General features: G+C 50.2%; 13 protein-coding genes. All 13 read left to right on the top strand.

Annotated features, from left to right (window positions below; all coding sequences use genetic code 11):
* Positions 1-499: free L-methionine (R)-S-oxide reductase MsrC (gene msrC, locus ACFFJP_RS10345; protein WP_377243101.1), on the top strand; the 499-nt coding region annotated here is incomplete at its 5' end.
* Positions 496-843 carry a hypothetical protein gene (locus tag ACFFJP_RS10340; RefSeq protein WP_377243099.1) on the top strand — a complete coding sequence of 116 codons (348 nt, stop codon included), beginning with the start codon at positions 496-498 and terminating at the stop codon, positions 841-843. The genes msrC and ACFFJP_RS10340, both read left to right, overlap by 4 nt.
* 3 nt (positions 844-846) lie before the next feature.
* Positions 847-1,578 (top strand): RNA chaperone ProQ, encoded by a 732-nt coding sequence (proQ, locus tag ACFFJP_RS10335; RefSeq protein ID WP_377243097.1) that lies wholly within the window; start codon positions 847-849, stop codon positions 1,576-1,578.
* Positions 1,579-1,593: 15 nt separating this feature from the next.
* On the top strand, positions 1,594-3,618 hold the full coding sequence (prc, locus tag ACFFJP_RS10330; RefSeq protein ID WP_377243095.1) for a carboxy terminal-processing peptidase: 2,025 nt from the start codon (positions 1,594-1,596) through the stop codon (positions 3,616-3,618).
* An 81-nt stretch (positions 3,619-3,699) separates the two neighbouring features.
* On the top strand, positions 3,700-5,079 hold the full coding sequence (locus ACFFJP_RS10325) for a sodium-dependent transporter (protein WP_377243093.1): 1,380 nt from the start codon (positions 3,700-3,702) through the stop codon (positions 5,077-5,079).
* Between the two features lie 64 nt (positions 5,080-5,143).
* Entirely contained in the window at positions 5,144-6,628 is a 1,485-nt protein-coding gene (gene nhaC, locus ACFFJP_RS10320) for a Na+/H+ antiporter NhaC (RefSeq protein ID WP_377243091.1), read from the top strand.
* A 95-nt stretch (positions 6,629-6,723) separates the two neighbouring features.
* The gene (gene pepN / locus ACFFJP_RS10315) at positions 6,724-9,285 is read left to right on the top strand and encodes an aminopeptidase N (RefSeq protein WP_377243089.1); all 2,562 of its coding nucleotides are present in this window, start codon (positions 6,724-6,726) and stop codon (positions 9,283-9,285) included.
* Entirely contained in the window at positions 9,278-9,505 is a 228-nt protein-coding gene (locus tag ACFFJP_RS10310; RefSeq protein ID WP_377243087.1) for a DUF2835 family protein, read from the top strand. The genes pepN and ACFFJP_RS10310 overlap by 8 nt, the downstream gene beginning before the upstream one ends.
* Positions 9,506-9,821: 316 nt before the next feature.
* A complete protein-coding gene (locus ACFFJP_RS10305) occupies positions 9,822-11,960 on the top strand; it encodes a DUF1302 domain-containing protein (RefSeq protein ID WP_377243085.1) in 2,139 nt (712 codons plus the stop codon).
* A 19-nt stretch (positions 11,961-11,979) separates the two neighbouring features.
* Positions 11,980-13,338, top strand: coding sequence for a DUF1329 domain-containing protein (locus ACFFJP_RS10300; RefSeq protein ID WP_377243083.1), 1,359 nt, complete (start codon positions 11,980-11,982; stop codon positions 13,336-13,338).
* A 77-nt stretch (positions 13,339-13,415) separates the two neighbouring features.
* A complete protein-coding gene (locus ACFFJP_RS10295) occupies positions 13,416-14,438 on the top strand; it encodes a WD40/YVTN/BNR-like repeat-containing protein (RefSeq protein ID WP_377243081.1) in 1,023 nt (340 codons plus the stop codon).
* Between the two features lie 2 nt (positions 14,439-14,440).
* Positions 14,441-16,759: an efflux RND transporter permease subunit gene (locus ACFFJP_RS10290; RefSeq protein WP_377243079.1), complete on the top strand. Its 2,319-nt coding sequence runs from the start codon at positions 14,441-14,443 to the stop codon at positions 16,757-16,759.
* 271 nt (positions 16,760-17,030) lie between these two features.
* Complete coding sequence (locus ACFFJP_RS10285) at positions 17,031-21,869, top strand: NAD-glutamate dehydrogenase (protein WP_377243077.1); 4,839 nt, start codon at positions 17,031-17,033, stop codon at positions 21,867-21,869.
* Positions 21,870-21,943: the final 74 nt, after the last annotated feature.

The raw sequence follows: 21,943 nt of genomic DNA, 5'->3' as shown, positions 1-21,943 counted from the left end.
TGAGTTAATAACCCGTCCAGACCTGATGTTTGCTGAAAAACTAGCCTTTTATGACACGCTCACGGCTCAATGTGCAGCTTTAATCTCCGACGAGACCGATTTTATCGCCAACCTCGCCAATATCAGCGCCTTATTATTTATGGAAATGCCGGACCTGAACTGGGCCGGCTTTTATTTGTTAAGACAACAGCAGTTGGTGTTAGGCCCGTTTCAGGGCAAACCAGCTTGTGTGCGTATCGATATTGGCAAAGGGGTGTGCGGTACTGCGGTGGCTAGCGGCGAAGTGCAGCTGGTAAAAGATGTACATGAATTCCCGGGGCACATTGCCTGTGATGCGGCCAGTAATTCTGAGATTGTGTTTCCACTGCGCCTGCGCGGTGAGATCATCGGAGTTCTGGATATTGATAGCCCGTCGCTGGCCCGGTTTGATCAGCATGACCAGCAGGGCCTGGCGAAAATAGTGGCTGCTTTGGAGCAACGTTTGGAACAAACTTTATGAAAGACTGGTTGTCGGTCCAGGATTATCTGTACGATGTCCGGGATGTAGGTGACTGGGAAGGTGAAGAAGAACTGGTCGCCGACCGGATCAATACCATTTATCATGCAATCTGGCCGTTAATTCCAGATGAAGCAGATGTTGCATTGATCGATCGGCTGATGCGTGATGTCTGGGATCAGCTGCGCGGAAGCGAAGTGATGGTCGAGGCAGATGAGGATGAACTGGTGGACTGGGCAGTGAACCACAGCCGGCAGTTTATAGAACAATATGGCGCGCCATCTGATGACGAAGATGAAGATGCAGATGACGACGCCGAAGATGTCATTGATGAAGAAGAGTATTAAACCATGACCAGTCAAGTCGAAGTCCAAGCCAAACCGCACAATGTTAAAGAAGTTGTGGCACTCCTGGCCGAACAATTTCCGTTGTGTTTTAGTCTGACTGGTCCGGCAAAGCCGCTGAAAGTCGGTATCTTTCAAGATCTTGCAGAAAAATTGCAAGAAAACCCACTGATTAGCAAAACGATGCTGCGTCAAGCGCTTCGCGTGTACACCAGCAGCTGGCGCTACCTCGAAGCAGTGAAAGAAGGCGTTTGCCGTGTTGATTTAGACGGTACTGATGGTGCAGTGATTGATGCCAGCCAGGCTGAGCACGCTGCCGCCACGCTGAGCGAAAGCAAAGCTAAAGCGCAGGAAGCGCGTAAAGCGCGTCAGGCTGCTGAGCGTGCCAAAGCGAAAGCTGCTGCGATTGCGGCAGGTACTGCGGCTCCGGCTAAAGCACCAGGCGAAGGCAAACCGGCAAAACCTGCTTACAAAAAAACTGAGCGCAAATCTGACGGTCGCGTGGCCAAAGCCGCTAATCTGACATCAAAACCTGTCGCAGAACCGGTAAAAGCGCCGGCAGTTGAACTCAAAGCGATGGAAGAAGGTCAGTTAGTGGTAGGCGGTAAAGTTCTGGTTAAATTTGGTGCCAGCCCAATCGCCGCCACTGTCGTAGAGTTAGCTAAACAAGACGTTATTGTGCAGCTGGCTTCAGGCATGATTGTCAAAACCCAGCGTGGAAGTTTATTTCAGGCTTAACACAAAGAGTGTCCGATGAGAAAATTATCAGGTATTGCCGCAGGTTTGTTTTTGGCGTTCAGTGGCGCCACTATTGCTGCACCGGTCGCGGAGAAAGTCACGCTGCCGGAACTGTCTCAGCTTGATCAACATTTTACTGCTAGTAAACGTATTGCAGCAATTCTGACCCGCGGGCATTACCTGCCGGTGCAGATTGACGACAAACTGTCGGCAAAAGTGTTCGATCAGTATTTGGATAGTCTGGATTATTTTCACAATGTGATGCTCAAATCGGACGTAGCGACGTTCGAACAATATAAATTTCAATTCGATGATGCTATCGCCAAAGGCCAGTTCGATTTTGCCTATCAGATGTTTAATCTGAGTCTGCAACGTCGGGCTGAACGCTTTGATTACGCCTTATCAGTGTTAGATAAAGGCTTTGATTTTAATACTGAAGATGCCTACGAATTTGAACGTGAAGACGCGCCATGGCCAGAAACTGCAGCGCAGCTGAATGAACTGTGGCGGCAACGGGTCAAATTCGATGCATTAAATCTGAAGTTGGCCGGTAAAAAACCAGAAGAAATCAAAGATATCCTGACTAAACGTTATAAATCAGCGAAAAAACGTCTGGCTCAGACTGAAAGCGAAGACGTGTTCCAGCTGGTAATGAATGCCTATGCCCGTTCGATCGAAGCCCATACTTACTACCTGTCGCCGCGCAATACCGACCGTTTCCAGCAGGAAATGAATTTGTCGCTGGAAGGCATTGGTGCTGTGTTACAGGCCGATGATGATTACACCGTGATCTCTAGTTTGGTACCAGGTGGTCCGGCGGATTTAACCAAAAAACTGAAACCAAAAGACAAAATTGTCGGTGTGGCTCAAGGCAATGACGAGTTTGTTGATATTGTCGGCTGGCGTCTCGACGACGTAGTTGATTTAATCAAAGGACCTAAAGGCTCCAAAGTCCGGCTGCAGGTAATGGCTTCCAGCGACAGCGCTGGTGCAACACCACAGTTGATTGAAATTGTCCGCGATAAAATCCGCTTGGAAGATCGTGCCGCCAAAGGCGAAGTGTTTAAGTCGCAGTTGCATCAGAGCGATAAAAAAGTCGGTGTGATTAATATCCCGAGTTTTTATAACAACCTGACCGAAGATGTGCGCAAAGAGATCATCAAACTCAAAGCGGAAAAAATTGACGCACTGGTCATCGATTTACGCGGAAATGGCGGTGGCTCGTTACCTGAAGCTATTTCGTTGAGTGGCTTGTTTTTTGACCGCGGCCCGGTGGTGCAAATCCGTGAAGGCAATGGCCGCATTACACAAAATGACGATACTGACGGCGCTACTTTGTATGACGGTACTTTGACCGTACTGGTAGACCGTTATAGTGCTTCTGCTTCGGAAATTTTTGCTGCCGCGATGCAGGATTATGGTCGTGCGCTTATCGTTGGTGAACACACTTTTGGTAAGGGTACAGTCCAACAGCATCGTGGTCTTGGCCGGATCTATGACACTTTTGATGCTGAATTGGGCGGACTTAATTACACCATCGCCAAGTTCTACCGCATCAATGGCGGCAGTACACAGCATAAAGGTGTAGTACCGGATATTACCTATCCAACACCAATCAATCCGGAAGAATGGGGCGAAAGTAAAGAAGAGAATGCGCTGCCATGGGATTCGATTGCGCCAGCCAGTTATGCCAGCGTACCTGATATCAAAGTTGCACTGCCAATTCTGCAGGAAAAACACCAGAAACGCATTGCCGAGGAAGTTGAGTTCAAATATCTGAATGATGATATTGCCTTGTACAACAAGGAAAAAGATCTGAAAACAGTGTCATTGAATGAAAAAGTCCGGCTGGCGAAAAAAGATAGCGACAGCAAGCGTGAGCTGCAGCGGCTGAACGAACGGCTGGCACGGTTAAAACTGCCGGCGGTTAAATCGGTGGACGACGCGCCGGAAGTGCTGGAAAAACTCGATCCATTGCTGGAAGAAACTGTGCTGATCACCGCTGATCTGGTGCTGAGCAGCAAAATCGCCAAAAAATAACGCCGCATTGCGTGTGACCACGAACAAAGGACTGCCTGCAGTCCTTTGTTTTTATCTGAGATCCTTCAAAAAGAGAATGTTATGACGACTGCAAACGCTGCCGTCCAGCCGCAATGGTCAAGCCGGCTGATGTTTATTATCGCTGCTACGGGCGCGGCCGTGGGCCTTGGTAATATCTGGAAGTTTCCGTACATCATGGGGCAAAACGGCGGCGGCGCCTTCATGCTGATGTATTTGCTGTGCATTTTGCTGATAGGCATTCCGGTGTTGATGGCTGAAGTGATGATTGGCCGGCGTGGCAGACAAAGCCCGGGGTTGTCCGTCAAAGCGCTGGCGATTGAAGCCAAAGTGAATCCGCTTTGGCAGATCGCAGGCTGGATGGGACTGGTCGGTGGATTTTTAATTCTGTCGTTTTATTCAGTGATCGCCGGCTGGGCTTTTGCTTATGTCAGTAAGGCCGCGCAAAACAGTTTTGCCGGCCAAAGCGCCAGTGACATTGGCGCGATGTTTGGACAGTTTTCTGCCGATTTGTCTAGTTTGCTGCTGTGGACCACGTTAGTGATTGTGCTGACCTGCGTTGTGGTTGCCCGTGGGGTGAAACAAGGGCTGGAGCAAGTGATCCGCTGGATGATGCCAGCTTTGTATCTGCTGTTGATTGGCCTTGCCATCTATGCCGGCCTAACCGGTGATTTTGCCAAAGCGCTGCATTTTATGTTCGCGCCGGACTTTAGCAAACTGTCAGTGTCCGGCATGTTGATCGCATTGGGTCATGCGTTTTTTACCTTAAGTCTGGCCTCTGGCGTCATGATCACTTACGGCGCATATATGCCGGGCAGAGTATCGATTGCCCGCACTTCGATTTGGATTGCACTGGCAGACACCTCAGTCGCGTTGATCGCGGCCATGGTGATTTATCCTATTGTATTTGCGCATAATCTTGATGCCGGGCAGGGGCCTGGACTGATTTTTGTCACCTTGCCGGTGGCCTTTGGCCAGATGCCGGGTGGCCAACTGGTTGGCACCTTATTTTTTGTCATGCTGGTGTTTGCGGCTTTTACCTCAACCATTGCGATGATTGAATCTGTTGTTGCTTGGCTGACACAGGCTAAAGGTTTCAGCCGAGTACGCGCTTGTGTGTTGTCCGGCATTGTGTTGTGGTGCTTAAGCCTGTTAACTGTTTTCAGTTTCAGTGGCGCCAGCTGGACCCAATGGCAATTCCATTTTGTCGGTAAAGAAGTGAATAACCTGTTTGAAATCATCGACCATCTGACCTCAGACATCATGCTGCCGCTCGGTGGTCTCGCCATCGCCATTTTTGCCGGCTGGAAAGTACAGCAACACGCCAGCCGGGAAGAGTTGAATACATCGCCGGTTGCTTATAGTATCTGGCTGTTCTGTATCCGCTGGTTCACGCCAGTGGCGATCGTAGCCGTGTTTCTGAATCTGACCGGTGTACTCTAATAAAAAAACAAAAGCCCGCCTGACGGGCCAAATACTAATAATAAAGCAAACAATAGAGCAATAAATGACAACATCAACAACTCCCAAAGCGCCCAGTATGCTGGACGCGCTGCTTCCGCTTGGCGCGCTGATTTTCCTGCTGAGTTTATCTGTTTACCTGTACGGCAGTGACTCATCTTTTGGTCCTAACCAGATGGCGTTGTTTGTTGCCGCTGGCATCGCCGTATTGATTGGCCTGAAAAACGGCTTCGGCTGGGAAGAAATGGAACAGGCGATGATCCGTGGCATCGCCTTGTCACTTGGCGCTGTGCTGATTCTATTTTCGGTTGGGGCTTTGATTGGCACCTGGTTGTTATCCGGTACTGTCCCTGCGCTGATTTATTATGGCCTGCAGGTGTTAGACCCAAGCTGGTTCTACGCTGCCACTTGTGTGCTCTGTGCGATTGTTGCACTGGGCATTGGCAGTTCCTGGACCACCGCCGCCACTGTCGGTGTGGCGCTGATTGGCGTGTCGATGGGTTTGGGTTTGTCGCCGGTGATCACCGCTGGCGCGATAGTGTCAGGCGCTTATTTTGGTGACAAGATTTCGCCACTGTCTGATACCACTAATCTGGCGCCGGCCGTGGCCGGTTCCGACTTGTTCTCGCATATCCGTCATATGTTATGGACCACGATCCCGAGCCTGATCCTGGCCATTTTGTTGTTTATTCTGATCGGTTTTAACGCCAATGGCGTGGCTAACGTCGAAAAAATTGACCAGATCAGCCGTGATTTACAGCAACACTTTGATATCTCCGTACTGCATTTGTTACCAATGGTAGTGCTACTGGTGATGGCGGTGAAGAAAGTCCCGGCGTTCCCGACAGTATTTATTGGTGCACTGCTTGGCGGTGTCTGGGCAGTGCTGTTTCAGCAGCCTTTAATTGAGAAAATGGCCGACCAGACCTACCCAACCGTGCTGGCACAATTAAAAGTTGTCTGGACTACTTTACACAGCGGTTTTGTGATCGAAACCGGCAATGTCGAATTAGACAAACTGCTGAGCGGCGGCGGTATGTCAAAAATGATGAATACCGTTTGGCTCATTATGTCGGCAATGGTATTTGGCTCAGTGCTGGAACACACCGGATTGCTGCGGCGTTTTGTTCAGGCGATTTTGCGCCGTGCCCACAGCACGGGCTCGCTGATCACCAGTACTATTCTGACCTGTATCGCCACCAATATTCTGGCTGCTGATCAATACATGGCGATTGTGATGCCGGGGCGGATGTACAAAGAAGAATTTGAAAAACGTGGCTTGGCGCCAGTGAATCTGTCGCGGACCTTAGAGGACGGCGGTACTATTACCAGCGCGCTGATCCCTTGGAATACCTGTGGTGCCTATATGCACGGTGTTTTAGGTGTAAGTCCGCTGGAATATATGTTCTATGCATTCTTTAATGTGATCAATCCTGTGCTGGCGATTGTATATGCTTACCTTGGCATTAAAATTCTGCGGCTAACACCACCGGAAGCGCTGTTGCCCGTTGTGGACAGACCAAAGGCCTGATCCGACAGCCTGCGACTTCGCAGGCTTTTTTATCTGTTGATATGCCGCAAATGCACAGTGCCATTTGTTACGACTTTTCTGTTCCGGAGTTTTTTATGAGCGTCAATACCGCCAAAAATCGTCTTGATTATCAGCCACCGGCTTATGTTATTAGTCAGGTTGAGCTTGAATTTGAATTGTTGCCGTCGAAAACGCGGGTGCTGGCGGTCAGTCAGCTACGCCGTGCCGAAGCAGGCGCGACGAGTCTGTGGCTAGATGGGCAAGAGTTGCAATTAATCTCGTTGACGGTGAATGGTAAGGATTGGACAACATACGAACAACGGCCGGATGGTATCTTGCTGCGGGACCTACCTGAACAGTTTGAACTCTGTATCCGCACCGAAATAAACCCAGCGGCGAACACTGCGCTGGAAGGTCTGTACCTGTCGAATGGTGCCTATTGTACGCAATGTGAGGCTGAAGGTTTTCGTCGTATTACGTTCTACCCGGACCGGCCTGATGTCATGGCGGTATTTACCACACATATCATCGCTGATGCGAACTTGCCGTTTTTGTTATCTAACGGCAATTTGATAGCTCGTCATCAGTTAGCTGATGGCCGGGTTCGGGTCAGCTGGCATGACCCTTTCCCAAAACCTTGTTACCTGTTTGCTTTGGTCGCCGGTGATTTTGATGAACTGACCGGCAGTTATATCACCAAAAGTGGCCGTAATGTGGCGCTGAAGTTTTATGTCGATAAGGGCCAGCAACAACAGGCACAGTTCGCGCTGGAATCGTTGCAACGCGCCATGAAGTTTGATGAAGATGTGTATGGTCTGGAATATGACCTCGATATCTACATGGTGGTCGCTGTCGATTTCTTTAATATGGGCGCGATGGAAAACAAAGGCCTGAATGTGTTTAACAGCAAGTTTGTGCTGGCGGATGCTCAGACTGCGACCGACACCGATTACTTTAATATCGAAAGCATCATCGCCCACGAATATTTCCATAACTGGACCGGCAACCGCGTCACATGCCGTGACTGGTTCCAGCTCAGTTTAAAAGAAGGCCTGACCGTATTTCGCGATCAACAATTCAGCGCGGCGATGGGCTCGGCAACCTTATGTCGCATCGACGCGATTAAAACCATCCGCACAGCTCAGTTTGCTGAAGACGCCGGCCCGATGGCGCATCCGATCCGCCCTGATGTTGTCGAGGAGATGAACAATTTTTACACGGTGACTGTGTATGACAAAGGCGCCGAAGTGATCCGGATGCAGCATACTTTGCTCGGCGCTGCAGGTTTTCGCTGCGGCATGGACTTGTATTTCCAGCGTCATGACGGTCAGGCAGTGACCTGTGATGATTTTGTCCAGGCGATGCAGGATGCCAATCAAACGGATCTCAGTGCATTCAAACGTTGGTACAGCCAGTCCGGTACGCCAGAGCTCAGCGCTATATTGGAAAATACTGCAACTGGCGTGCGCTTGACCTTACGCCAGCAAACAGCTCCAACCAAAGATCAGGCTGACAAGCATCCATTGTTGTTACCGTTGCGCTATGAATTACACGATGGCAAAGGCCAGATACAAAGCGGCTTGCTGCAGTTTGCCAGCGCGGAACAATCGTTTGAATTTACTGATCTGCAATTGCCGGTGATCCCGGTGCTGCTGGCCGATTTCAGTGCGCCGGTGAAATTTAGTTACGCCTGGCAGACCGACGAACTGCTGTACCTGAGTCAGCATGCACAGGATGGCGTGGCGCGCTGGGATGCGATGCAGCAATTGTGGTCTGATTTGGTGCGGCGATCCGTGCGTGATGGGCAATTAGCAGCAATTCCGTCAGGGCTGCTTGATGTGTTAGGTCAGCTGATCCGCTCGCCTCTGACTGATTTGGCGTTTAGCGCGGAGCTGTTGACCTTACCGGGCTTTGATACGCTGGCTGAACAGTACGAGCAAATTCCGGTGGAGATGATCCTGGACGCGCTGGAGAGTTATCAGCAGCAGTTGGCGACGTTGTTTAACGCCGACTGGCTGGACTTATATCAACGTTTGGCACCTGCGCCTTATCGCTATTCAGAAGAACAAACCGGGCTGCGCGCACTGCGTAATACTGCGCTGCGTTATTTACTGCGCGTCACTGAAACACCGGATTCGCTGTGGCAGCAGCAATATACCGGTTCAGACAATATGACCGACAAACTGGCTGTGTTACAGGCGCTGGTGCGAGCTGCTCATCCACAAGCCCAGCAGATGTTGCAACAGTTTTACCTGCAGTATGGCCATAACGTCCAGTTGTTTGACAAACACTCAGCGTTGTTAGCATCGCTTGGCACACCGCAAGTGTTTGCGCTACTGGATCAGGCTGAGCAGCTGGCACAGTTTGACTGGAAAAACCCAAATCGGGTGCGCGCACTCTATGCGGTGTTTGGTCAGCAGAACCCGGCGATGTTTCACCAGGCGGACGGCGCTGGTTATCAGCGGCTCGCCAGTGTCATTGGTAAAGCTGATGTGATCAATCCGCAGCTCGCATCCCGACTGGTGACGCCGTTGTTGTCATTTAAGCGTTTTGCGCCAGCGCGGGCGGCACTGATGCAACAGGCGCTGAGTCAGTTGCAGCAACAAGGTCTCAGCCCGGATTTGACGGAAAAGCTAAACAAGGCGCTGCATGACTGAACGGTGTTACCGGTTTCGCCTGCTGCTTAGTGCAGATCAGGTGTTGTCATATTATCAGGGGCACGTCAAATCAGTGGTGGTGCAGGCCGACAACGGCCTGCGCATCCAACTGGATTTAGTTCATTTTCGCCGCTTTTTTCAGCATTCCGGTTTGGATGGGCGTTTTGAGCTATTAACCGATGCCAAAGGGAAGTTTAAAGCACTGCACAAAATAAATTAGAGTGAATACTTTAAACGCCAGATTAAAACACGTACAGCAGTTTTGATGTTTTTAATGTTCTAATTCATGTAGTTAAGCGAATTCTCAGCAACTGGTCAGTCTTCAGTTAAACTGATAGGGAGAGGGATGTACCGCGGGCAAGGTTATAACGGCAAAAACTAAAGACAAATCAACAGATTTACCCATCTTATAGCCTTGCGCCCTCTGGAAAATGATGTAATTATTTCTGCTACGTGCGTAGAGATCAGAGCAGTTGATCAAAGCGACCGATTACAAAAACAAAATATACCTGCAGGGACAGGGGGGAGAAACGAACATGAACAAAAGGCCATTAGCCTTCACCAAAAAGCCATTGGTGCTTGGTGTCGCGTCTGCACTGTTAGCCTTGTCTGCAACGTCCATTCAGGCAGCCAGTTTCACACTGGGTGAGGATGTCGAAGTTGTATTTGACTCAACCTTTTCATATGGTGCCAGCTGGCGGGCAGAGGACCGTAACTGGGACACCATCAGTAAAGTCAACCATCCACGTTTTAACTGGACCGGCTACAACGCCGCGACCAATGTCATTTATCCATCGTCAGAGATTTGGGCTCAGCCAGGCGGCTATTCCTCGAATGGTGACGCCGGTAACCTGAATTACGACAAAGGCGATATTTTCTCTGAGTTGTTTAAAGGCACCCACGAATTATCTATCACCAAAGGCGACTTTGGTCTGTTTACCCGTTTTATGTACTTCTACGATGCTGCCCTGATGGACAATGAGGGTGCTTATACCAATCCGGTATCTGGCAAAGGAGTCGATCCTTGTCTGGATGACGACGCCCGTGATTTAGCCTGCCGTGATGTACGTCTGTTAGATGCTTATGTGTTTGCCAACTTCGCGCTGAATGATGGTGCGAATCCGTTGCAAATCCGTGTCGGTGAGCAGGTGCTGAGCTGGGGTGAAAGTACCCTGATCCAGCACGGTATCAACATTACGCCAATTGACGTAGGTATTGCCCGTCTGCCAGGTGCTGACTTAAAAGAAGCTTATATTCCGGTGGGTATGGCGTGGGCATCTTTAGGTATTACTGAGCAGTTATCAGCGGAAGTGTTTTACCAGTACGACTGGCAAAACAGTTACCTGCCAGTGCCAGGCACTTATTTCTCAACCAATGATTTTGCTGGGAAAGGCGGTTATAACCAAAACATCCAGCTCGGTTTTGCCGGTAACCCGGATTTAGATCTGAGCACATTACTGGCTGGTCTGAATGGCATTGGTAACGGTGTAAAAGCTGCGATGGCTGTGTTACAAAACCCGGCGGCAACTGCAGCGCAAAAAGCGGCAGCACAGACCAGCCTGGGTCAATTGTCGAGCGCCTACCTGGCGTATCCAACTAAAGTCACGTTGCGGCCAAAAGGCGATGCCGGTGAAATTGAGCCGAGCGATTCTGGCCAATACGGTCTGAAGCTGGAGTACTTCTCACCAGAGCTGAACGATACTGAGTTCGCTTTGTACCACATGAATTACCATAGCCGTACGCCGGTGATTTCAGGTATCGCTTCTGATTTCCGTACTCAAGCTATCCAGACTGACATTGCCTATATGGCAGCCAATACCCTGACTGCTGACAATGTTGGCAACCTCAAAGCGATGTCTAAAGGTCTGATTGAATATCCTGAAGACATCAAGCTGTATGGTTTCAGCTTCAACACCACGCTGGAAGGTACTTCCATCGCCGGTGAGCTGGCATATCGTCAGGATGAACCACTGCAAATTGATGACGTGGAAATTCTGTACGCCGGTATGCCGGAACAGCTGGCAAACGCGGGTATCCGTCCTGACTTAGCTGGTATTTCACAAATCGGCCGCTTTGATGGCAAGAAAGTTCAGCCAGGTCAGTTTGCGCAGGGTTATGTGCTCAGCGATACCATGCAGGCGCAGTTAACGGTCACTCATCTGTTTGGACCGGTACTGAATACTGATAACTTCACTGTATTGGCTGAAATCGGTGGTATCGATATCAAAGATATGCCGGCAGAAGATGTATTGCGTCTAAACGGTCCGAACACAGACCGCAGTGGCTATCCACTGATGGGCACCAATGCACAAGGTCAGCTGATCCTGAAAACTGGTCTGCATACTGGCGTTTCAAACGGCGCGGAAACCAACCCGTTCCCAACCAAGTCAGCCTGGGGTTATCGCCTGGTTGCTATCGCCAACTACAACAACGTAATGGCAGGCGTCAACCTGACGCAACGTCTGACCTTCTCGCATGACGTCAACGGCATCACACCAGATCCGTTGTTCATGTTCTCCGAAGATAAAAAAGCGCTGAGTTATTCACTGGCGTTTGATTATCTGAGTGCATGGTCAGCTGAGTTGTCGTACAACGCATTCTTTGATGGCGTCGGCACTACTAACAACACTGAAGACCGCGATTTCGTGTCTTTTAACATCAAATACTCTTTATAAGAAGGGACGAGACAGAATTATGAAAAAACTCACCCTGTTATCCAGCGCTATTGCGCTGGTCCTGAGCGCCAGCGCACTGGCTAAAATCAGCCCGGATCAGGTCGCCCGTTTAGGCGCAGACTTAACTCCGCTTGGCGCGGAAAAAGCGGCCAACAAAGACGGCTCTATCCCAGCCTGGGAAGGCGGTATTACGGCGGCTCCAGCTGGCTATAAACCAGGTGACCATCACCCGGATCCGTTTTCAGGTGATAAAGTCCTGTTTACAATCGATAAATCCAATCTGGCTAAGTACAAAGATTCTTTGTCACCAGGCCAGCTTGCGTTGTTTGAGTTGTATCCAACCTACAAAATGAATGTGTACCAGACTCGCCGTACTGCGTCTTACCCACAGTATGTTTACGATGCGACGAAAGACATCGCCGGCAAAGCAGAGTTAGTGCAGGGCGGTAACGGTATCATTAACGCTGCGATTGGTATTCCTTTCCCAATTCCAGCCAATGGTCTGGAAGCGATCTGGAACCATACAGTGCGTTATCGTGGTGTTGCTGCAACGCGTAACGGCGGTCAAGCTGCACCTACGGCTACCGGCGACTACACGCTGATCGGCTTTGATGAACAAATCATGTTCAAATATTCTGACAAAGCGGCGACTGCTGAGGCATTACAAGCTGAAAACATCCTGTTCCGCTTTAAACAAAGCGTCACCACGCCAGCACGTCTGGCAGGTACAGCGTTGTTAGTACATGAAACGATGGACCAGGTGAAAACTCCACGTCAGGCCTGGACTTATAACACTGGCCAGCGTCGTGTGCGCCGTGCACCAAACGTTGCTTATGATGCTCCAGGTACAGCGTCAGATGGTCTGCGTACCACGGATGATTTCGATATGTTTAACGGCTCACCAGATCGCTATAACTGGAAACTGGTCGGTAAAAAAGAACTGTATATCCCGTACAACAGCTACAAACTGCACAGTAAAGACACGAAGTATGCCGATCTGTTAAAACCAGGGCATATTAATCCGGAATATGTACGCTGGGAAAAACACCGCGTTTGGCAGGTTGAAGCGCAATTAAAAGACGGCATGCGCCATGTGTATGGTAAACGTGTGTTTTTTATTGACGAAGACAGCTGGCAAATCCATGTGGCAGATCTGTATGACGCACGCGGCGAGTTGTACCGCGTGGCCGTTGCACATGGTCTGAACTACTATGAAGTGCCAACGCACTGGAGTACGCTGGAAGTCTATCATGACCTCAATTCACGCCGTTATATTGCCATCGGTCTGGATAACGAAGACAAGATGTATGATTTCTCAGTGAAATTATCTGATAACGACTTCACACCAGCAGCGCTGCGTCGTGAAGGGACCCGTTAAATCAGCATGATCGGAAAAAGCGGTTGGCAGATGGCCAACCGTTTTTGTTTCAAACCGCACCTCGAGTAATCACTCTAATGAAGTTTAAATTTTTATCTGGCCTGAGTCTGATTTGTACTTTATGGCCTGCACTGGCAGAAACCAGTATCAAACCGCAAAGTGCGTATCTGCTGCCGCATGCCGAAAAATCAGTACTGACTGATTTGGTGCGTGTGTCAGCAGATATGTTGGTTGCCGCCGGCGAACGCGGGCATATTTTATTAAGTAGTGACGGCAAAAGCTGGCAGCAAAGCCCAACGCCATTGCAGTCCAGTCTGAATTCAGTGTATTTCGTCAATCCAAACCACGGCTGGGCGGTTGGCCATGACGCCAGTATTATCGCCAGCACTGATGGTGGTAAAAGCTGGCAATTACAGCAATTTTTGCCAGAGCTGGACAAACCACTATTTGACGTATTCTTTACCGACGAGCAGCACGGTTTTGCCGTGGGCGCCTATGGCTTGTTTTACCGCACCAAAGATGGTGGCCAAAGCTGGCAACAGGAATTTCATGCAGAACTGGCAAACGCTGATGATCAAGCCATGTTGGCGGAGCTGAAAGATTCAGATCCGGAAGGCTATCAGGCCGAACTGAGTTCAGTGCTGCCGCATATTAACCGTGTGTTTGCCAACAAAGAACGGTTGGTGATGGTTGGTGAAGCCGGGTTCTGGGCCGTGAGCACTGATGGCGGTACCAGCTGGCAGCGCCAGCCCGAATTTTATAACGGGTCGTTATTTTCGGTCAGTCAGAGCGCACAGAATACGTTGTTTGCCGTTGGCTTGCGCGGCAACGCTTTTCGCAGCAGCGACAATGGGCAAAGCTGGCAACAAATCGCATTAAGCTCACCAGCCACATTAAATTCAGTGGTGGCAGCGGATGGACTGGTCTGGTTATTTGGTAACAGTGGCGTGATCTTTAAAAGCCAAGACGATGGCCAAAGTTTTCAGCTGATCCCACAAACGGAAGGCAAAGCAGTGCTCAATGGCATCACCGTCGGTAAAGATTTGGTGTTGGCGACAGAAGTGGGCATTAAGACAGTGCAACAAGTGGTAAGCCAATAATTATGAGCGCAAATCGTTTTATCAATAAGTGTGAATATGCGTTGTTCCGCCATCGTGGTCTGGTGGTGATCACGTTCGTGTTGGCAACATTATTTTTGTTATTCAAAGCCAGCCAAATCAAGTTGGATGCAGCCTTTACTAAAAATATCCCGCTGGCGCATCCGTATATGCAGACGTATATGAAGCACGCCAAAGATTTTGGTGGTGCTAACAATATTTTGATCTCGGTCTGTGATACGTCCGGCAACATATTTAATCCGAACTTCTTTGAAACCTTCAGGAAAATCCATGATCAGGTGTATTACATGCCTGGTGTGGACCGGGTGTTAGTCAAGTCGCTGTTTAGTCCCAGCACTCGTTTTGTTGAAGTGGTTGAAGACGGATTTGCCGGTGGCCCGGTGATCCCGGCTGATTTCACTGCCGATGAACGCGGCCTGTCGATAGTTCGGCAAAACGTGGACAAAGCCGGCATTGTTGGCCGGATGGTGGCGGATGATTACAGCTGTGCCATGGTCACCGCCCAGTTACAGGAAGTGAATCCGGATACGCTGGAAAAACTTGATACGATCGCCTTTGCCAGCCAGTTAGAGGCTGATGTGCGCGGCCAGTTTGAGAATGACAAAATCACTGTCCATATCATTGGTTTTGCCAAAATGGTTGGTGACGTCGCGCAAGGCGCGAAAGGCGTGTTGGTATTTTTCGCCGTAGCGATCTTTATTACGGCGATCATGGTCTATATGTTCTCGCGCTCGATGAAGCTGACATTACTGCCGATTGGCTGTTCGCTGATTGCAGTGATTTGGCAAATGGGCCTGCTGACCGTGGTGGGCTTTGGTATTGACCCGATGTCGATTCTGGTGCCGTTCCTGATTTTTGCCATTGGCGTTAGCCATGGTGTTCAGATGATCAACGCGACCGGTAAATCGGTTGCTGAAGGACTGGACGCTAAAACCGCAGCTCAGGCCAGCTTCCGTAAGTTACTGATCCCGGGTGGCGTGGCACTGTTGTCCGATACCGTTGGCTTTATTACGTTACTGGCTATTGATATTGGTGTGATCAGAGAGCTGGCGATCACGGCCAGTCTCGGCGTTGGCGTGATTATTCTGACCAACCTGATCCTGTTGCCTGTCCTGATGTCGTATATCCGGTTTAGCGATAAATACGTGCAGGCAGTGTCAGCACCGACGCCAAAAGCGGATAAGTTCTGGTATGCGCTGTCAGCCTGTACCGAGCGGAAAGTTGCTGCACCGATTTTGTTGGTGACGGCTGCACTGTTTGTGTTTGGTTATCAACAAAGTAAAGAGCTGAAAATTGGTGATTTGCACCCGGGCGCTGCGGCATTGCACGAGGATTCTCGCTACAACCAGGACACTTTCCTGATCACTGACCGCTACGCCATTTCAGTGGACTATATCAATGTGATGGTGGAGACCGATGCCAATGGCTGTACTTTCCACCCCATCATGGAAAAAATTGATCAGTTCCAATGGCAGATGGAAAACGTACCCGGTGTTCAAAGTGCGGTTTCGTTGGCATCGGTATCAAAAACCATCAATGCGGCATTTAACGAAGGCAACGTGAAGTGGCGGGTACTGCCACGCACGACTGAATCGCTGGTGCAATCGTCCAGCCGGGTCGAAACCAGTACTGGTCTGTTAAACCCTGACTGTTCAGTAATGCCGGTCATCCTGTTCTTGCAGGATCACAAAGCCGAGACTATCGAAAAAGTAGTGGCTGAGGCCAAGCGGATCGGCAAAGAACTCGGTACTGACCAGACTAAGTTCATGCTGGCATCCGGTCCGGTCGGTGTGATGGCTGCAACCAATGAAGCAGTAGCTGCGGCACAAGATCCGATGACCTGGTACGTTTATGCTGCGGTGATTGTGTTGTGCCTGCTCAGTTTCCGGTCGTTACGGGCTACTACGGCGGTGATTGTGCCGTTGTACGTGGTGACGATGTTAGCTACTGCGCTGATGACTTATCTGGAAATTGGTCTGACAGTGTCGACCTTGCCGGTGATAGCGCTTGGTGTTGGTATTGGCGTCGACTACGGCATCTACATCCTGACCAATATGACGCAACCGCTGCGCGATGGTGTACCGCTGCGTACCGCATATTTCAACGCGTTGAAATCAACCGGCAGTGCCGTGCTGTTTACCGCGGTGACACTGGCCATTGGCGTTAGTACCTGGGTATTCTCGGCGCTGAAATTCCAGGTCGATATGGGTATTCTGTTGACCTTTATGTTTGTGGTGAACATGCTCGGTGCGGTGTTTGTATTGCCGGCACTGGCTGCGTTTTTCTGGCCACAGCGTAAATAAACGGCGTACAAACTACGAAATTGCATAAAGATGCAAAACGCATCTTTATGCAAAAAGTCTGATGAAAATGGCCGAAAGGCCATTTTGTTATTTAATCCCGCTGAATATCTTGTCAAATCTGGCTTTTACGACTGGTACAACCAGAATGAAAGGCAGAAATAAAGCTCGAAAAGCACTACAATTCTCAATAAACTTCGCACCTGACACGCTCTGTACATTATGCACAAATGTCCTGCTCCCCCCCGGGCGGTGACAAAATAAGGATACAAAAATGGCACTGATAGACGGTCAACCATCTGTACTACTACAAAACGTAAGCAAACTTATTCGTCAGAAAGTCAAAGATCAGGTCGACCTGGTCGAGAAATTCGCCTTCACCTTGTATGGCAATGTCGCGCATGACGACTTGGTCGGTCGGATTGATAGCGATTTATACGGCGCGACACTGAGCCTGTGGCAGACCTTTAATGGCCACCATAGCGATGAGGCGATGATCCGTGTATTTAATCCGGAAATTGCCAAAAACGGCTGGGAATCCAAGCACACCATCGTCGAGCTGGTGATCAAAGATATGCCATTCCTGGTAGATTCATTGCGAATTGCATTGAATCGCCACAACATTACTGCGCACCTGTTATTGCATCATCCGTTACAAACTTTCCGTGACGACAAAGGCAATATTACCGAATTCCATAAATTAGGTACCAAAACCAATCCATCGACGAAACAGACTGTGTTCCACGTTGAAATCGACCGGATGACGGATAAAGCGGCGATGGAACAACTGACCGCTGAGCTGAGCTCAGTGATGCAGGATGTGTCGCTGGCCGTGATTGACTGGCAGCCGACCCGGGCAAAACTGGAGCAGGTCATTGCGGATCTGCCAAAGCATGCTGGTCTGGCTTCCGCTGAACAACTGCAGCAGGCGACTGATTTCCTGAACTGGCTGGTGAAGGATAACTTCACATTACTCGGTTACCGCCAGTATGCCATCGTGCCGATTGCCGGCGATTATAAAATCGAAGGCATTGCAGACAGCGCTTTAGGCCTGATGCGTCGCAGCACGTCTCGTGATTTGATGTTAAGTGACTTGCCGGATGTGGCGCGCAAACAGGCGCTGAGTTCGGATTTGTTAATCCTGACGAAAACCAATAACAAATCCCGTGTCCACCGACCTGCCTATATCGACTACATCGGCATCAAACGTTTTGACGCCAAGGGGCAGGTAGTCGGTGAAGACCGCTTTATTGGTTTGTATTCCAGTTCCTTGTACAACAACAGCGCGGCGGATATCCCGCTGTTAAAAAACAAGCTGGCCAAGGTGATGGAACAGTCCGGTTTTGCTGTGGGGACCCACGCTTACAAGGCGCTGTTGAATATTCTGGAAACCTATCCACGTGATGAGCTGATCCAGGCTGATTATGACGAGCTGCTGGATGTGGCAACTGGTGTACTGCAGATGCAAGAGCGTGATATGACGCGACTGTTTTTGCGTAAAGACGCCTTTGGCCGCTTTGTTTCCGCCATGGTGTATGTCCCGCGCGAACGCTATAACACTCAGCTGCGTAAAGACACCCAAAAGATCCTGCAAGGTTTCCTTGGCAGTGATGAGCCGGTGGAATTTACCACTTATTTCTCTGAATCCGTGTTGGCACGCACCCATTATTTCGTGCGGATCAACGACAGCACAGTCGAGTTCAATGTGAAAGAAATCGAACAAAATCTGATTGAAGCCGCCCGTACCTGGGAAGATAAACTGGCCACCGCCTTGGTCGGCAGTTTCGGTGAAGTGCGCGGTCGTGAGCTGGGCAACAAATACCTGAACGCATTCCCACGCGCGTACAAAGATGAAATGTTACCCAATGACGCGTTGGTCGATATTGCGAAACTCGAAGCATTAAGTGCCGATCATCCGTTGGAAATGCTGTTTTACCGGCCACAAGAAGAGGCTGCCGACAGCAAAGCAGTGCGTTTGAATCTGTTCCACAAAGACCGTCCAATCCACCTGTCTGACGTATTACCAATGCTGGAAAACTTTGGTCTGCGTGTGATCGGTGAAACGCCGTATGCCGTGCGTTGTCCGGATGGCTCGGTCGGCTGGGTACTGAATTTCAGTATGGAAGTAAACGGTGCTATGCCGGCTGACTTTGAAAAAGCCCAGCAGTTGTTCCAGGACGCTTTTGATAAAGTCTGGAAGGGCGATCTGGAAGACGACGGTTTCAACCGGCTGATTTTAGGTGCCGGCCTGACTGGTCGCGAAGCCTCGTTATTGCGTTCTTTTGCCAAATACAAACGTCAGATTGGCGGTACATTCAGCCAGGCTTACATCGAATCAACTTTTGGCCGTTACCCGCAGCTGGCGAATTTGCTGGTGAAACTGTTTAACAGCAAATTTGATCCGGCAGCCACCGCGACTGCTGAAGTAACAGCTGCAGTTGAAGCAGAAATTCTGGCGCAGCTGGAGCAAGTAGCGAACCTGGACGATGACCGGATCATCCGCCGTTTCCTGGCGATTATTCAGGCGATTGTTCGCACTAACTACTTCCAGAACGCCGCCGATGGCAGCCAAAAACCTTATATTTCCTTTAAAGTCCGGCCATCACAGATCCCGGATATGCCGCTGCCATTGCCATTCTTTGAGATCTTCGTGTATTCACCGAAGGTTGAAGGCGTGCATTTACGCTTTGGTAAAGTAGCCCGCGGTGGTCTGCGTTGGTCGGATCGCCGTGAAGACTTCCGTACCGAAGTGCTGGGTCTGGTGAAAGCACAACAAGTGAAGAACACCGTGATTGTGCCGGTTGGTGCCAAGGGTGGTTTCGTCTGTAAAAAGCTGCCAACAACTGGTGGTCGCGAAGCCTGGCTGAACGAAGGTAAAGCCTGTTACCGCACCTTTATCCGTGCATTGCTCGATATCACTGATAACATCGTCGCCGGCGCTATTGTGCCGCCGAAGTCGGTGGTACGACTGGATGAAGACGACCCATATCTGGTAGTTGCTGCCGACAAAGGCACTGCGACATTCTCAGATATCGCTAACGGTATTTCACTGGAATACAACCACTGGTTAGGTGATGCTTTCGCGTCCGGTGGCTCGAATGGTTACGACCACAAAGGTATGGGTATTACAGCCCGCGGTGGTTGGGAATCGGTCAAACGTCACTTCCGTGAAGTTGGCATTGACTGCCAAAGCACTGATTTTACTTGTGTTGGTATCGGTGACATGGCCGGTGACGTGTTTGGTAACGGCATGCTGTTATCTGAACATATCCGCCTGCAAGTGGCATTTAACCACATGCATATTTTTGTGGACCCGAACCCGGTAGCAGCCAGCTCATTTGTTGAGCGCCAGCGTATGTTTAATCTGCCAACCTCGACCTGGGACGATTACAACAAAGACTTGATCTCTGAGGGCGGTGGTATTTTCCTGCGCAGTGCCAAGTCGATCAAACTGACGCCGCAAATGCAGCAAATGCTCGGTGTGACTGCTGCAAGCCTGACGCCAAATGAGTTTATCCGTGCCTCGTTGATGATGGATGTCGACCTGATTTGGAATGGCGGTATCGGTACTTATGTTAAAGCGTCTGACGAAACGCATGCCGAAGTAGGCGACCGTGCTTCTGAGCCGCTGCGCGTCAACGGCAAAGAAGTCAAAGCCCGCATCATCGGCGAAGGCGGTAACCTGGGCACAACCCAACGTGGCCGTATCGAATACGCGATGAACGGTGGCCGCATTAACACCGACTTTATCGATAACGTCGGCGGTGTGGATTGTTCTGACAACGAAGTAAATATCAAGATCTTGTTAAACGCGCTGGTCGCCAGTGGCGACATGACGCTGAAACAGCGTAATGATCTGCTGTACAGCATGACCAACGACGTCGCGGATATCGTGATCAGCGACTGTTACCGTCAAACGCAGTCAATTTCGGTGTCGATGCTGCTTGGTGCTGAGCAGCTGAAAGAATACACCCGCTTTATCCACGCGCTGGAAAAAGACGGCAAACTGAACCGTGAACTGGAATTCCTGCCGACAGACGAAGCTCTGGCCGAACGCATGGTCAAAGGCCAGGGTCTGACCCGTCCGGAAATGTCGATCCTGACAGCGTATGGCAAGATGGTGCTGAAAGAACAACTGGTCACACCAGAGGTTTCAGAAGCGCCATATTTCAAACAGCTGCTGCTGGGTGCTTTCCCGAGCGTGCTGGTGGATAAGTTTGCCGCTGAAATGGAAACGCACCCGCTGAAGGCCGAAATCATCGCAACCAAACTGGCCAACATGTTGGTCAATGATATGGGCGCGAACTTCGTTCAGCGTATGATGGAAGAGACTGGCTCCAGCGTATCGGAAGTAGCGATCAGCTACGCCATCTCGCGTGAGCTGTTTGACCTGCCGGGGATTTGGAGCAAGTTGGAAGCGCTGGACACGGCTATTCCAGCTGAACTGCAAACGCGTTTACTGTTCCAGTTACGTCGCACCATGCGCCGCGTTACCCGCTGGTTCCTGCGTCACCGCAATAAGTCACTGAGCATTGCTGACACTGTGGCATTCTTTAAACCTGCGCTTGACCGCGTCAGCGTGAAACTGGATACATTGCTGGCTCGCGCCGAAGCAGATTCATTGTCGATGTATGCGCAAAAACTGCAGGAACAACAGGTGCCGGCTGAAGTTGCAGCTTACATGGCGCAACTCAGTACTGTGTTCTCGGTGATGGACATCGCTCAGGTTGCTGCGGCAGAGCAAGCGGATCTGTTATTGGTCGCTGAGATTTACTTTAAACTCGGTGATAAGCTGGATCTGCACTGGTTCTTAGAGCAAATTACCCAGCAACCAGTGGCGAACCACTGGCAGGCGCTGGCCCGTGCCTCTTATCGCGAAGAGCTGGACTGGCAACAACGTGCCTTAGCGCAAGTCGTCGTACACAGCTGTAACGGTAACTGCGTGGCCGAAGATGTGGTTGGCAACTGGCTGGCCGCCAACGACAGCGTGTTAGCACGCTGGCGCCTGATGCTGGCTGAGTTCAAAACTACGAAGAGCCATGAGTTCGCTAAGTTCTCAGTCGCGCTGCGTGAGCTGATGTTGCTCAGTCATCACTGCGATTCTGTGAAGTAATTGCAGTAAATAAATGCTTCTGTCCATGCTGACAGACAGGTAAAATGCCCCGCAAATTGCGGGGTTTTTTTTAA

The organism is Rheinheimera tilapiae, from assembly GCF_042432165.1.
GTDB classification, from domain to species: Bacteria; Pseudomonadota; Gammaproteobacteria; order Enterobacterales; family Alteromonadaceae; genus Pararheinheimera; species Pararheinheimera tilapiae.
The sequence above is the reverse complement of the archived record's forward strand: the minus strand, read 5'-3'. Positions and strand labels throughout refer to the sequence as shown.

Bases quoted from the DNA above. Each gene is read 5' to 3' on its own strand.
- ACFFJP_RS10340 (WP_377243099.1), top strand. From the start codon at position 496: ATGAAAGACTGGTTGTCGGTCCAGGATTATCTGTACGATGTCCGGGAT.
- ACFFJP_RS10290 (WP_377243079.1), top strand. From the start codon at position 14,441: ATGAGCGCAAATCGTTTTATCAATAAGTGTGAATATGCGTTGTTCCGC.
- ACFFJP_RS10305 (WP_377243085.1), top strand. From the start codon at position 9,822: ATGAACAAAAGGCCATTAGCCTTCACCAAAAAGCCATTGGTGCTTGGT.
- prc (WP_377243095.1), top strand. From the start codon at position 1,594: ATGAGAAAATTATCAGGTATTGCCGCAGGTTTGTTTTTGGCGTTCAGT.
- ACFFJP_RS10310 (WP_377243087.1), top strand. From the start codon at position 9,278: ATGACTGAACGGTGTTACCGGTTTCGCCTGCTGCTTAGTGCAGATCAG.
- pepN (WP_377243089.1), top strand. From the start codon at position 6,724: ATGAGCGTCAATACCGCCAAAAATCGTCTTGATTATCAGCCACCGGCT.
- ACFFJP_RS10300 (WP_377243083.1), top strand. From the start codon at position 11,980: ATGAAAAAACTCACCCTGTTATCCAGCGCTATTGCGCTGGTCCTGAGC.
- proQ (WP_377243097.1), top strand. From the start codon at position 847: ATGACCAGTCAAGTCGAAGTCCAAGCCAAACCGCACAATGTTAAAGAA.
- ACFFJP_RS10325 (WP_377243093.1), top strand. From the start codon at position 3,700: ATGACGACTGCAAACGCTGCCGTCCAGCCGCAATGGTCAAGCCGGCTG.
- ACFFJP_RS10285 (WP_377243077.1), top strand. From the start codon at position 17,031: ATGGCACTGATAGACGGTCAACCATCTGTACTACTACAAAACGTAAGC.
- nhaC (WP_377243091.1), top strand. From the start codon at position 5,144: ATGACAACATCAACAACTCCCAAAGCGCCCAGTATGCTGGACGCGCTG.
- ACFFJP_RS10295 (WP_377243081.1), top strand. From the start codon at position 13,416: ATGAAGTTTAAATTTTTATCTGGCCTGAGTCTGATTTGTACTTTATGG.